The 14807-nt window shown below is 45.5% G+C and carries 8 protein-coding genes; all 8 read left to right on the forward strand.

Annotation, left to right across the window (positions count from 1 at the left end):
- Positions 1-12: 12 nt before the first annotated feature.
- The 8 genes from CZ379_RS08590 (at position 13) to CZ379_RS08625 (ending at position 14744) form a co-directional block, all read left to right on the forward strand.
- Positions 13-630 carry a zf-HC2 domain-containing protein gene (locus CZ379_RS08590; protein ID WP_110931256.1) on the forward strand — a complete coding sequence of 206 codons (618 nt, stop codon included), beginning with the start codon at positions 13-15 and terminating at the stop codon, positions 628-630.
- Positions 631-889: 259 nt separating this feature from the next.
- Positions 890-1720, forward strand: a complete 831-nt coding sequence (gene cdaA / locus CZ379_RS08595; protein WP_110931257.1) for a diadenylate cyclase CdaA — start codon at positions 890-892, stop codon at positions 1718-1720.
- On the forward strand, positions 1713-3068 hold the full coding sequence (locus tag CZ379_RS08600) for a CdaR family protein (protein ID WP_110931258.1): 1356 nt from the start codon (positions 1713-1715) through the stop codon (positions 3066-3068). The genes cdaA and CZ379_RS08600 overlap by 8 nt, the downstream gene beginning before the upstream one ends.
- Positions 3069-3139: 71 nt before the next feature.
- Entirely contained in the window at positions 3140-4480 is a 1341-nt protein-coding gene (gene glmM, locus CZ379_RS08605; protein WP_110931259.1) for a phosphoglucosamine mutase, read from the forward strand.
- 868 nt (positions 4481-5348) lie between these two features.
- Positions 5349-7181, forward strand: a complete 1833-nt coding sequence (glmS, locus tag CZ379_RS08610) for a glutamine--fructose-6-phosphate transaminase (isomerizing) (RefSeq protein WP_110931260.1) — start codon at positions 5349-5351, stop codon at positions 7179-7181.
- An 868-nt stretch (positions 7182-8049) separates the two neighbouring features.
- A complete protein-coding gene (locus CZ379_RS08615; protein WP_110931261.1) occupies positions 8050-9552 on the forward strand; it encodes a TIGR02677 family protein in 1503 nt (500 codons plus the stop codon).
- Positions 9545-10753 carry a DUF2398 family protein gene (locus CZ379_RS08620; protein WP_199925536.1) on the forward strand — a complete coding sequence of 403 codons (1209 nt, stop codon included), beginning with the start codon at positions 9545-9547 and terminating at the stop codon, positions 10751-10753. Before CZ379_RS08615 ends, CZ379_RS08620 begins: the two co-directional genes overlap by 8 nt.
- Positions 10719-14744, forward strand: a complete 4026-nt coding sequence (locus tag CZ379_RS08625; RefSeq protein ID WP_110931263.1) for a TIGR02680 family protein — start codon at positions 10719-10721, stop codon at positions 14742-14744. The genes CZ379_RS08620 and CZ379_RS08625 overlap by 35 nt, the downstream gene beginning before the upstream one ends.
- Positions 14745-14807 lie beyond the last annotated feature (63 nt).

The raw sequence follows: 14807 nt of genomic DNA on the forward strand, positions 1-14807 counted from the left end.
GGACTGGCTGATATGGATTGCAAACAAGCCACCTCATTAATGCATGAGTATTTAGATGACGAGTTGTTTGGGGAAGAGGTCTTGTCACTCAAAAGTCATCTTCAGGAATGTCCATCCTGCCAGATGCATTTTAGGGAACTAGAGCAGGCGGAAATGATGTTGTTTGCGACAATTAAGCAATCCTCATTCTCTGCTTCCGACGAGCTGGTAGATCGGATTATGAAGACCATTCCCAGTCAACATAAACAGCGTGCTTGGCTCCACTGGGTCAAGAGACACCCTGCATTAACGGCGGCCGCGATGTTCCTGTTAGTGATGCTCTTCAGCGCCCTTTCCCTGTGGAATAGCGATGATCAGCTTATAGTAAAAGGGAAGGACTTGGATCAAGTCGTGATCAACGGCAGGACTGTAACGGTTCCAAACGGCTCTAAAGTAGCCGGCAACCTAACTGTAGAGAATGGTACGGCGGAAATTTACGGTGAGGTAGAGGGAAATCTGACAGTCATTGATGGATCGTATTATCAGGCTTCAACCGCCAAGATTTTGGGGGAGGTCAAGAGTATCGATCAAGCGCTGGATTGGATTTGGTACAGGATCACGAATACTTTTACGGAAGTCGCCTACAGGTAATGACATATTAGGGTAAATCATTGGCGCCTCCCCTACCGGGATCAAGGCGCTTTTTATTTTTTTTGCTTGAAAGGGAAATATTACATCTGTAGACGAAAGATGCTATTTATCACGGGTACTTGCATCTGGATTGTGAACGTTATAACCTAGAGTTTAAGGGGAATATATAGAGACAAGCAGTTTCAGCGATAGATGCGAGTACATAAATGTTTCTTTGTTGGCAATTGAAGCTAACGGAGAGATAACCGGGGGTTGCACCATGAACTATTTTGCAAATTTAACATGGCAGGATACCATTAAAGATATCATCGATATACTTATCGTTACCTATATTATTTATCACCTTATACTGTTGGTGCGCGGTACGCGGGCGGTTCAACTGCTAAAAGGGATTCTGTTTCTTGTTGTCATCTGGGCCGTGAGCACCTGGTTTGATTTATACACATTGAAGTGGCTTATGAACCAAATGTTTACGTTTGGTGTACTGGCGATCTTTATTATTTTTCAGCCGGAGCTCAGACGAGCTCTGGAGCAGCTTGGTCGTGGGAAATTATTCGGAAGAAGCACTGCGGATGAAGAGGAATTCGGAAAAGAAGTAAGCGAAATTATTAAGGCCATAAATTATTTATCACGTAGAAAAATTGGTGCGTTAATTGTATTTGAACGGGATACCGGATTAAATGAGTATACGGAATCGGGTATACCGATGCAATCAGTGATTTCATCCCAACTGCTGATCAATATATTTATTCCAAATACACCGCTTCATGACGGAGCCGTGATTATACAGGGGCATCGGATCGCGGCGGCGGCCTGTTATTTGCCGCTATCGGAGAACCCTTTTATCAGCAAGGAGCTGGGAACACGTCACCGGGCAGCGATCGGGATCAGCGAAGTCGGAGACGCAATTTCCATTATTGTGTCTGAGGAGACGGGGCAGATATCCCTAGCGGTAGACGGCCAGGTCGTTCGCGATATTAATGAGGAATCGTTAATTTCAAAGCTATATGAAGAACTAGGGCCGAATTCAAGCCCGGTCGAGAAGCGTACGCCTTTCTGGAAGCGGAAGGAGGGCGGGAACAATGGATAAATGGCTGAGCCATAACAATGTTGCTAAGGTGATCGCTCTTATTGTCAGTATCATTCTGTGGGCCATGGTGCATTTGGACAGCGGTACGCCTGTTGCTCCAACGCCTGTAGTAAATACGAAGGTAATTCCCAACGTTAAAATTCAAGTTGTCGGCTTTGATAGCGACAATTATGTATTAGCCGGGCTCGAGACTGATAAGGTCAGGTTAGAGGTGCGAGGTAAACGCACGGATATTACAACAAATTTCTCCGAATATAAGGTTAAGCTTGACTTGAGTGATATAGGGCCAGGTACATCTTCTCAGCCGCTCACGCATGAGCTGCCGCCGGGAGTTCAGCTAGTCTCCATGAGCCCGTCGATCGTTAAAGTGACTATTGAAGCGAAGCAAACGAAGGACATTACTGTCAATATCGTTACGAAGGGTCAGCCTGCACAAGGCATGCAGCTAGGATCTCCGGTCGTATCTGGTTCCGGTATAGTTCAGGTGACCCTCCCTGAGAGTGAACTAGCGGAACTAGAACGAGTGCAGGGAATTGTGGATATTAACGGTATCACAGAGCCGGTTAAGGGGAAAAGCGTTAAGCTGGCCGCTTATGATAAGCACGGGCAGGAAATGAAGAACGCAGTGATTGTACCCTCGTCTGTCGATGTGGATATCCCGATTACAAAGCTGTACAAGAATGTCCCGCTAGAGGTTCGTGAAGTCGGACAATTGCCGGATGGTCTGGTCGTTTCCAGTGTGGAGAGCGATGTTAAAGGCGTGGCCATATATGGGTCTAAAGAAGTGTTAGAGAGCATTTCGTCGTACTCAGTTTCGGTGGATCTAAGTCAATTCAAAGGAACTAATCAAACTAGGTATACGGTGGACTTGACTCCGCCCGAAGGTTCTGAGAAAATCGAGCCTAGCTCCGTTACGGTTACCGTCAAAGTGGAACCGCCGGGCGAAAGGCAGATTAATGATATTCCGGTTACCCTTAAGCAGGATAATCCGCAGCTGACAGCTACGATTCTTGAACCGACAGACAAGAAGTTGTCACTTAAGCTTCTGGGGGCGCAAGAAATTCTTGATAAGCTGAAGCCGGAAGATATTAAGATTACTGCCGATTTATCAGGTCTCGGGCCGGGAACGCATATGGTTCCCGTCGTTATTGCATTACCCCTTCATGTTGGGCTTGCTGAGAGCGACAACTCTAGACAGATCAGCGTGGAGCTGGTGGAGAATTCCGAGCCGGCCCAAGCGGAGCCGGAAGTGCAGCCGGATTCAAACCCTGCCAATGACCCGGATGCTGCAGTGCCTCCCTCTGAGAATGCGGGAGGAAATAATAGCGGAACGAACGTAGGCGGGTAACAGAAGCAGTAAGTCTGCCGTAAAATAGCGATAGCGGCATCAATCTCACATAACGTATGAGGAGTGAAATCATGGGAAAGTATTTTGGAACGGATGGAGTACGTGGAGTTGCGAATAAGGAACTAACTGCAGAATTGGCATACAAAATTGGTCGCTGTGGAGGGTATGTTCTGGCAGGCCAAGCTCCGAAACCCAAAGTAGTGATCGGCATGGATACCCGGATTTCCGGCGTCATGCTGGAATCGGCGCTTGTAGCGGGACTGTTGTCCATTGGAGCAGACGTTGTTCGCCTGGGAGTTGTCTCCACACCGGCTGTCGCCTTCCTGACTCAGAAGCTGGGGGCGGATGCGGGCGTCATGATTTCAGCTTCACATAATCCGGTTGAGGATAATGGCATTAAATTTTTTGGTAGTGATGGATTCAAGCTGTCAGACGAGACGGAATTGCAAATCGAAGAACTGATGGATAAGGAAGTTGATGAGCTTCCTCGCCCCATCGGCGATGCTCTCGGCAGTGTAACGATAGATACGGAGTCTAAGCTGAAATATTTGGAGTTTTTGAAAACTACAATCACCTCTTCTTTCAAGGGCATAAAAGTGGTGCTTGATTGCGCGAATGGAGCTGCTTACGAGCTTGCACCGCGCTTGTTCAATGAGCTGGGTGCAGAGGTGCACACGATCGGTGCAGAACCCAACGGGCTGAACATCAATGATCATTGCGGCTCGACTCATCCAGAGCATCTTAAGAAAGAGGTTCTACGTCTCGGCGCCGACCTCGGCCTTGCTTTTGACGGTGATGCTGACCGACTTATCGCTATCGATGATAAGGGAAATGAGGTGGACGGCGACTATATCCTTTGCATTTGCGGCGATGCGATGAACCGTGCTGGCAAATTGAAGGATAGTACTGTCGTTACTACGGTCATGAGCAACTTCGGATTCTATAAGGCGGCGAAGAAGCTTGGATTGAATACGGCACAGACCGCAGTAGGCGACCGTTATGTAATGGCCGAGATGCGCCGCGGTGGATATAAATTGGGTGGGGAGCAATCTGGGCACGTGATTTTTCTAGATTACAGCACGACTGGGGACGGTATCCTGACGGCGATTCAGTTGGTTGATACTCTGGCTGCTTCCGGCAGACCCCTCAGTGAGCTCAGACAGGTTATGAAACAGTACCCGCAAGTGCTCGTAAATGTCCGCGTACAGGATAAGAGCAAATATGAGGGCAATGAAGCGATCGGTAAAGCTGTAGCTGCAGTTGAGAGCCAGCTTGCGGACAATGGACGGGTTCTCGTGCGCCCATCCGGTACGGAATCCCTGATACGGGTTATGGCTGAGGGGCCGGACAAAGGAGAGCTTGAGCAGCTTGTATCGCAAATCGTGTCGGTTGTGGAGACGGAATTAGTATAATATATTTAGGGACTATTTACGTAATTTTATAAGATAGCCGCTGGGACAGGAGGCACCTGTTTCAGCGGTTTTTATTTTGCATGCTGCTGATGTGATTGGAGCTTGGAGTAGACAGGCCGGACAAAGGCAAGGGGGAGAATGGGGAAAGTACGATAAGAGAATAATAAGAGCAGGGGAAGTATATGGGACCGGTGAAGAGACGCAGCGCAAGGAAGGCAGCAAGACCGGGACGACATGATTATTGCCAAATACTTCAGAGTTGCATATAATAAGCATATTCAAAAATAGAAAGCGAGGATCGTGAGGTTACCTAGCAATATAAGCGCCAGAGCTTCATCTGCGCGAAGCTATGATCTCGTAGTATAGGGTTATCCATGCGAGTTAGTTATGCTAACCAACACCAGGTTTGTAACAAGCCAAAGGGTTAATAAATCCATTAGCAGCTAGCGGAATACAGCCTGAGGATAGCAGACGTGGCAAGCTCTTTACGAGACATTGTTCGGCAATAGAAGCTGACGAGGTGAAGGTGTTCGAAATTTCGGCGGGGACCTTCCGGTATTTCATCCATACCGTAACTGTGGAAGTCAAAGGGAGCGGGTAACTGTTCTTACAAACTTCTCGGAAGGATGCTGAAGAGTAGGGGAAAATGTTCATGAATGTGCGAAAGGAAGTGCGGGAGAACCGCAGTGCGGAGGGAAATGGACATTCATGAAAACGCCTGGATAATTTCAGACTTTTCTTATTGTTTTCATATATTTAATTTTTGACAATTGAATATGTTGTCTCTGTGTACTGCGGTGTATTACTTCCGTTTGCTTTCATTTCAAGCACATCAATTCTGAAATGATGAAACGGAGGATATATAAATATGTGTGGGATTGTTGGATATATTGGGAAGAGAGACACGCAAACCGTATTGATCGAGGGACTGAAGAAGCTGGAGTACCGGGGGTACGATTCCGCAGGCATTGCCGTATTTACACCGGCAGGTCTGCAAATCGCCAAGTCGATCGGCCGTCTGGCTAATTTGGAATCGAAACTGGAGGATACTCCGCTTGTAGGTACAGCCGGAATCGGACATACCCGTTGGGCAACCCATGGCAAGCCGTCGGATGTGAACTCGCATCCGCATACCGACCACAGCCGGAAGTTCTCCGTTGTACACAACGGAATTGTAGAGAACTACTTAGAACTGAAGGAAGAGTTGATTAGCCAAGGGTACGAGTTTGTGTCCGAGACGGATACGGAGGTCATATCCCATTTGGTCGCTCGTGAATACGATGGAGATATCGTCATGGCAGTTCAAAAGGCCATCAGTTACATGCGCGGCGCTTTTGCGCTCGGTGTGCTGACGGAATATGAACCGAACAAGCTTGTCGCCGTACGTCAAGCGAGTCCACTCATTATCGGGCTAGGTGAAGGAGAGAACTTCATCGGCTCTGACATTCCTGCCATTTTAAATTATACGCGTAAAATATATATCTTGAATGATGGCGAAATGGCTGTGCTGACAGAGGACGCTGTCGAATTAATGACCATCGAGGGGAATTTTATTTCTCGGGAAATGATCTCTGTCGATTGGGATGTGGTAACCGCAGAAAAGGGCGGATTCGATCATTTCATGCTGAAGGAAATCCACGAACAGCCTAAGGCTTATCGTGACACGATGAGAGGCCGCATTAGCGAAAATGGTCGTAAGGTCGTGCTGCCAAGCTTAAAGCTGACAGAAGAAAAAATACGCAGTCTGAACAGCATTCACATTGTGGCCTGCGGTACGGCATTCAATGCCGGGCTTGTGGGCGGTACGGCCATCGAGCAACTGGTTCGCATTCCAGTAATGAACGATGTCGCTTCGGAATACCGTTACCGCTCGCCGCTAATCACGCCGGAAACGCTCGTGATCGTCGTCAGCCAATCTGGTGAAACGGCTGATACGCTGGCTGCGCTGCGCGAGGCTCATGTGAACGGTGCTCATGTACTCGCGATTACGAACGTGGTTGGCAGCTCAATCGCTCGCGATGCGGACGATGTCATTGCTACGCTGGCTGGGCCTGAGATTGCGGTCGCATCGACAAAGGCTTACACCTCGCAATTAATTGCGTTCTATTTGCTTGGCTTGTATATGGCTCAGGTGCGCGGCACGCAAAGCGAGGAGGAAATCGCTCATGTCATCGCAGCCATGCAATCCCTGCCTGAACAGGCAGAGAGCATGCTGGAGAAGGCTGACATGGTGAAAGCTTATGCCGAGCAAATTGCTGATCATGAGCATCTCTTCTTCATCGGGCGCGGCCTGGATTACTCCGTTGTACAGGAAGGCTCATTGAAGCTGAAGGAGATTTCCTATATCCACTCCGAAGCTTACGCAGCCGGCGAACTAAAGCACGGCACGCTCGCATTGATCGAAGAAGGAGTTCCAGTCATTGCTCTAGTCACGCAAGACACTGTGCTTGAGAAGACCGTCAGTAACATTAAGGAAGTGAAAGCACGTGGCGCAGATGTCATGGCCATCACGCATGAAGAGCATGTGGCGGGATTGCTGAAATCCGTCGATCAAGCACTGGCTATTCCAAAGACGCTGCCGCTGCTTACTCCAGCGCTGTCCGTTGTGCCTTTGCAGCTGCTGGCTTACTACGCTGCCCTAGCTCGCGGCAATGATGTCGACAAGCCGCGCAACCTGGCGAAGAGTGTGACGGTGGAATAGGGGGGGGTAGTGTCTTGATATTTTTGTCTGGTGATAAAAAAGTCGTGAACCAGTAAAAGATGTCATGAACCAGTAAAAAAAGATGTGAACCAATAAAAGATGTCGTGAACTGAAATGCAAGGTGAATGACTTTTCATCTAGAAGGGAGCCCGTGGGATTGATTCGGGCTCCTTTTAATCTTTACGAATAAATGTACAAGGGATTTTACGATTGGTGGTGAAATTATTGAGTGACATTGGACATAGAATAAAATGTATCCGCAAAGAGATAAAGAAATAAATAAGAGAGTTGTATATTACCCGAATTCTAAGATAAATCAATGAAGCGGTGTCACTATTAAGAAAATGATATCCTTTTATTTACATTAAAACTTATCACGTGCCACGGCAAACCCACTAAAATCAAAATTAGTTCCAGAGATTTTTTATCACCGACAGTCCCATTGTAAACGTATGTGGAACCAGTAAAAAAGTCTAGAACAAATGTTGAGAATATGAAACCAATGACAAAAATGTGGTACCGCTAGAAGAATCCTGATGATGCTTAATTAGGTCATCGGGATATTTTTGTTCAGAAGGGGTTATACCCAATGCTCGAGGTACAAATTCAAGAAGTCAGAATAAATATTATTGTGCTATGCCGACGCACAAATTGGCTTGTTGTATTCATAGTCCGAACGATCATTTGATGGCCAACTGAGAATGATGTGGTATGCAACTGGAGCCGGAGTTAAGCCGACGAGAGAGAATAATTCGTGACAGTTACTTGCTAATCAATTAGTGAACGAATACCTACGGAACATCATTCATTCTTAAAGTTGGAAAGAGTGTATAATAATAGAATAGGCAAATCTCTAAAGGAGAATCATATGAGTCTTTTTAATAGATTGGAACAATTTACCTATTTGGTTGCAAACCAACGGACTGATCGCTATCGGCCTATCGCCCGCGTTCTGTATGAACATCATCGTACGTTTAGGAGCATGCTCACAACAGAAGATATTTACACCGCTTTGAGGCAAATGGATGAATTTGTTGAACGGTTCCCCGACTATTCAATCGAGGATTTGGAGATGGATCTTGGTGCGATGAAAGAGTGGGGGAATATCGAGATATCGCAACAAGAAAATGTGAAATACGTGGCGTATGAAGATTTCAAGCGAAAAAAACACTTGATTCGAGCCACCGACGCACTTATAGATGTTGAAGAAATGATCGCAACGATGGAGCGACGGGCAAATCGAGTAAGGGGGTCGCTAGAGAAAAACTTAGCAGCCCGTATTATCGAAGAACTCGATCGATTCAAAAGCGCAACGACAAAAGAACCATCCGAACTATACAATCTTTGGAACGAAGTCATGGGGCGACATGATCGCTTGCGCATTGATACGTCGGATTACCTCTCCCACGTGAACAGCAATGACATGGAAGCGGCTTATCTCTCCGATCGGTTCCTCGAGCATAAAAATAAATTTGTTAGCTACCTGGACGAATTCGTTCGTGATATTCAAAAACAGCAAGTCCGCATCCTAGAAAAGCTGATGTCCATTTCCAAAGATTACATTGAAGCTGTCATTTACTTAATCGTAGATTACGAGATCAATCGGATTCAACATCCTACCTTAGAAGACACAAATCAAGAAGAGCGCATGGAGTTGCACAAAAAGCAGTGGCAATCGATGGTTAATTGGTTTGCCAATGAAAGCTCCCAAGAGGGCGGGTACTACTATTTGATGGAGCAAACCAAAACCGCAATTAGCAAAGTCCTTCGTCTGTCTAGACAAGTGAGTGATCGGCTCTTCCACTACACCAACCGAAAGCATGATTACTTACATCTTGCGACCCTATTTTTAAAAGCCAATGATGATGAAGAATGTAAAGAATTGTTTGGCTATGTAAAGGGAATTGGTCCCGCTTCACAAATGGTTATCACCGACATACAGACATCAGACAGTGAAACCAAGACCGTATGGGAGTTGCCTGCGGAGCAGATCGAACTAATTCCCCGTAAAAAGAGAGATTTTATTAAGCGAGTTAAATCGATTCTGCTTGAAGACCCACTCGAGCGCCAGCGAATTGAAATGGAACATAAAGAGCAAGAGGAACGATTGCGAAGAGAAATGGAAGCAATCTCTGTTAATGGGCGAATTCGAATCCGAGACCTGGATGAAATCAGCCCCGCATTAAGGGAAACTTTGTTGTACATGGAAACCGAAGGCTTACGCAATCATGATATTGCTTATTTGCCTGATGGTCGTGAATTTCGCGCATTTGTCGCTACTGAAGACCGCATTAAGATGAAGTGTACAGATGGAGAACTTACCATGGATGACATTGAAATAGTGTTAGAGGATGGTGTTGCAAGTGAGTAACACTGAAGCCCTAGCCGAAGAGATCCAAAACCTGGTCTTTTCTCTCTGGTCAGAAGAGTGGGTCTATAGCAAACATAAGCCTGAATTATACTCTCGCATTCGAAGTCACGAGCACAAACTAAAAGCTATTTTTCGGGACTGGTTCCATTACCCTATCTACATGGGAGATGGCTATGTTCGTTTGATCAAGAGACCCGAACGGAGAGTGCTCGATCCTAACCCTACGCACTCATTGAAATACCAAATAGATTTTGTTTTATATGCTTGTGTATTGGCGTTTATGGAAGAGAAGGGCGAGGATCAACAATTTGTACTACGTGAGTTGCTTGAAAGCATTAAAGCGTATTATCCTGGAGGGCCAGATGCCATTTCTTGGTCTGATCATGGAGTTCGTACAAGTCTGATTCGCGTAATTAAAACGTTGGAACAAGAACGGCTCCTTCTCATGTTCGACCGAACCATCGACCAATTTCGAGACAGCGAAGATTATGATCTACTCATTCAAGTCTCCAATGGGCTTAGGCACGCGATTCGTCAGACTCGTGTACCGTTGTCTGAATTTAGCAACATGACTTTGCTTAGAGAGGCGCTTCATCAAGAAGAAATCGAAGAAGGTATACTATGTGAACAGCGAATTTGGAGGCGCTTGTTTGCACAGGGCTGCCTATTTTTATCCGAACTATCACAAGATGAAGAGATTTATGCAGAAAGACACGGCCTTCGCATGCAGCAAAAGCTAGAGGAGGTATTTCAAGGGGTATTTCTAGAGCGGTATGCCTCTACCTGGCTTCTAGTCCACGACAAACCCAGAGAAGGGAAGTGCGTTTATCCTACTTATAACACACATTCCCATATCGTCACTGCGATAGGGACTCATTTACGTGATCGTCTTGATCAAGGTGAAAATTGGTTGAATCACCGTGGCTATATTTTGCTTCATGCCAAAGATGCCTTCGATCTTTTTGTTTCTGTCCGTAGGGCGAATCAGGATCAATTAGCGAAGTCCAGTTTGTCTGATCGAGCGCTATGGGAAGAGGTTGCCGACTATATGAAGCAACTGGGGCTGTTGAAGATAGTAAATGATGAATGGATTTTTAGTGATGCATTAGGCCGTGTGGCAGGTGAAATTGTAGAAGAGGAAGTACCGCCAAAGGAGGACGTTAAGCATGCGCTGGAAACCGACCAGAATTGGTTATTTTAATGTCTGGTATCATGCTGATACAGAAATTGAACTATCGGACGGAAAACTGTTTATTCGCGGTGATAATGCTAGCGGGAAGACGATAGCCTCGACTTTGATGTTGCCCCTGCTCCTTGATGGGAATTACAACCCTTCCCGCCTTGATCCCCAAAAGCGTACTGATCGTTTGTTGATTGACCTCCACCTTGGTGAAGAGGCGGTCAATCAAAAGAAAGACGGAAACGGCTACCTTTACATGGAATTTCGTAAGGGGGAGCAGCTCATAACCATTGGTATGGGCCTTTCGGGCGTACGTAAGTCGAGGGATCTAATGACTTGGTATTTCATTGTCACAAATGGAAAGCAGATCGGGAAAGACTTGTTATTATACGACCAAACAAGGGATGGAAAGGCTCCGCTCGATTATCGTGATTTCTGTGACCGTTTCAAAGGAGCGTTCATTACCCAACATAAAGCCGAATATGCGAAAGAGGTCAATCGGCTGTTGTTCGGGTTTCAAAATATGCACACTTTCCATATGTATATCAAGCTATTAATGGAACTGCGGCCACCGAAAATTAGCAAAGATGTTGGGCCTGGCATTATTAATGCAAGTTTGACGGATGCGCTCCCAGAGCTGTCTGATAACGATTTGGAGTCGCTAACGAATATTGTATCAAAAATTACTGAGCAAGAAGAACTCTTAACAAAGACAACATCTGAAGTAGAGGCATTGAAAAAGCTGAGCGCAGCCTATGAAGCTTACCAATTTGCTCTGTTCTTCGAGTTTGCCGAGCATGTTTCTCGCACTTCTCAATTGTTCAAAGGTGAGCAAAGTCGTCTTATCACAAATGAAAACGACTTGCAAGAGATGACCCAAAGACAAGCAGATGCGAAAAAGCGGATCGAAGAATCAGAGCAAAAAATTACAGCGCTTGGAGTAACCGTTAATACACTTAAAGAAGCTCATCAGGATGCCTTCGAAGCTGAAAAAAAGATGCGAGAAATGGAAAGTCAGTTTGGTCAAGTCAAAGAAAAGTTAGGCCAGAAGGAAACCCAGCTCCGCAATTCTAGGGCGGATGTTCACAAGAATGAACAAGCAGTCGATGAGGCAGTTAAGGATGAGCTTCAAGTCAGGGATGAGATCCAAGGAATTCTCGATTACTTGAAAGAGTATGAAACATCGATCAAGTTCGACTACCACGATCGGTTTGTTAGTCAGTTCTCGACGACAGTAGATCGGATTAGTTTAATTGCGTCATGGAAAGAAGAAGTTGATCGGCATATTACTCAATTAAGAGAAATTGAAAAAAATCTACAGCTCTATAAAGAACAAGAAGCGAAAACCATGGAAAAACGAACTGAGTTTGAAAACAAACTTGAGGCATACAATGCTTCAATTGCAAAAATAGACTCATTGTACAAGCAGCTTCAAAAGTGCAAAGTCGAGTTGTTCGAACACATTGAAAGTTGGTCAATTGATCACGGCCTATCAATTGAAACACGAGAATGGGAAGCATTGCAGGGGATTTTAGAGGATTTCTGTGAATATAGTGAAGACGAGGAAAAGTTTCATTCTTGGCAGCAAGAGATTTTAGAGTCTCGAGAAAAACCATTCCAAACTAAAAAAAGGGAAGCCGAGTACCATGTTCAGCGGCTAACCAGTGAAATCAAGAAAGTTCAAATCGAATATGAGAAGGTTCTGTCAGCACCGTTTGTGGAACCTCCTGAGCAGAAAGAGGAGCGACTACAATGGATTGGCCTTGATGAGCTTCAAATCCCATATATTCGTTTTTTTGAAGCTGTCGAGTTCAAGGAGACCGTTTCAGACCCTATCCGAAAAAGTGTCGAGTCCGTCATTCAACGTTCCGGACTACTCCAAGCTGTCATTGTACCTGAGGAATATGAAGCAAAGGCGAGTGGTCAAGCGGTTGTACTTCGCACACAAGCGCCGAAAAGCAAGCATCTGGGTGATCTGATGGAGCCTGTTCCTAGTGATAAAATAGATACAAAAACAATTGAGCGTGTTCTGCAGGGAATTTCAGTCGATGAAAATCAAGAAGGGTACATCGGTGAGGATGGCGTTTTCCGTAGCGGCTTCCTAGAAGGAACTGCGCCTGGTTGCAGTGAGACGTATGTCGGTCTTCGGGCTCGAGAAGAGGCTCGTCAGCGACGTCTGCTTGCTCTTCGAGAGCAACTAGAAGAATTAGAACAGCATTTGTCGGATCACAGCCGTGAACTACGCGCGGCACAGGCCAAGATCGATGGACTAGGTCAAACATGGATGAAGATTCCTTCCACGCAAGAAATTAAGGACGTTTATTGGGAACAAGATGCAGAAAAACGAGATGCTAGACGTCGGGAGTTGGAAAAAGAGGAAGCATATGCGCATTATGAGTCCATTCGACGAGAAACCCTTAATGTTCGAAATCAAGTTATGCGTTTAATTGGCGATATGGACATTCCGCTTCGTCTGGCCGTATGCAGCCATATCCTCGAACAATGCGGGAAATATAAAGAGGAAATTATGGTATTAGGCACATTTGCTCAAAAACGAATGGAAGTGGAAAAGAGGGTTGCTCAATCCAGAGGCCATCTGTATTCTTTGAAGTCCATCGTAGAGAATTATCAAGAGGACTACGATGAAATATTGTACGAGTACTCGAAGCTTGAGAAGACCATTCAGAGCTTGCAAGAAGCTATGGATTCAAACTCTGATGTGTTTAAACAAATCGAGAAAGCGAACCAGCAGCTTATCAATGCTGAAGATAGTAAGCAACAAGCAGAACAGGTATTTAGCCAACTCACATTTCAAATCGACAATGCAAAAATAGAATTTGAAAAGCTCAAAAGAGCTGTCTTACAAGCCTCGGAAAGTGAAAGCGTGTGGTACAAAGAATTTCGTAAGCTCCAAACCATAAATAGTCCGTTTTCGTCTTACACGGCGGATCAAATGCTAGGGCAGGATCGTGTAGGTGCTCCTAACCGTGAAGATGCACTCGTGCACCTGTTAGATGTGGAAAGAGAGGTGCGAGGCGAGCTTGAGGACTACCGTCTACGTCGCCAACAAGAACAACCCTGGAACGCGGAAAGTGAAGTGAAGGAGAAAATCGGAAGACCCGATGTAGACGCGCTAAATCGACTAACTTCATATTTTACGTTAAGCCTGCAGAGTAACAGCGGGGTTCCATGTTCACCACTGGAGTTGCTTCAGGAATTGTCCGATATTGAGCTTAAGTTAAAACAAAATATTGGGGATAAAGAAAAAGAACTGTTTACAGATATTATCATTAACGAGATCGGACGTACAATCCAGGTTCGAATTTATGAAGCTGGACAATGGGTTGATGAAATAAACAAGCGATTCCACGAGTTTGAGGGACTTCGAATTCATTTGGATTGGAATGCGAAGGATGCTGTAGAAGACGATACATTAAAGACAAAACAACTTGTGGATTTGTTAAGTCGTAACAGTAGATTCATCGATCCCTCCGATCTTGAAAAAGTTGCAGCCCATTTCCGCGCGCGCATCGAAGCCGTACAACAACGAACAAAAAAAGATTTTAGAATGACTAGACTTGAGGCCTACAAAGAGGTTTTGGATTACCGGAAATGGTACCTATTTGAAACGAAGGTTGATAAAGGGACGGGATCAGAAACAGTCGGCAACCGTAATTTTGGGAGATACAGCAATGGCCAAAAAGCGATTATTTTGTATATGCCACTGCTTGCGGCGATCGACGCGATCCTTATGAGTGCATCAGATACCGCACCAAGGTTAATCACGCTTGATGAGGCATTTGCGGGAGTCGATTCCAACAATAAAGAGAAAATGTTCAACATGATTCAAGACTTTGATTTTGATTACATTATGAATTCGTATGATTTGTGGGGCTGCTATCGGAGTGTAAAATCACTTTCGATCCTCACAATTTTGCGGCAGCCTTCTTCTCCGCATATGGGTTTCCGTCGCTATCATTGGAACGGGAGGAGACAAGTGGAAGTGGAGTAAACAAAATGGAATTTCGTTTCGAAAGGCCGAGTTAAAAACGTAGTTAAATTTATAGCGCTAGAG

This window comes from Paenibacillus bouchesdurhonensis (assembly GCF_900155685.1).
GTDB lineage: Bacteria > Bacillota > Bacilli > Paenibacillales > Paenibacillaceae > Fontibacillus > Fontibacillus bouchesdurhonensis.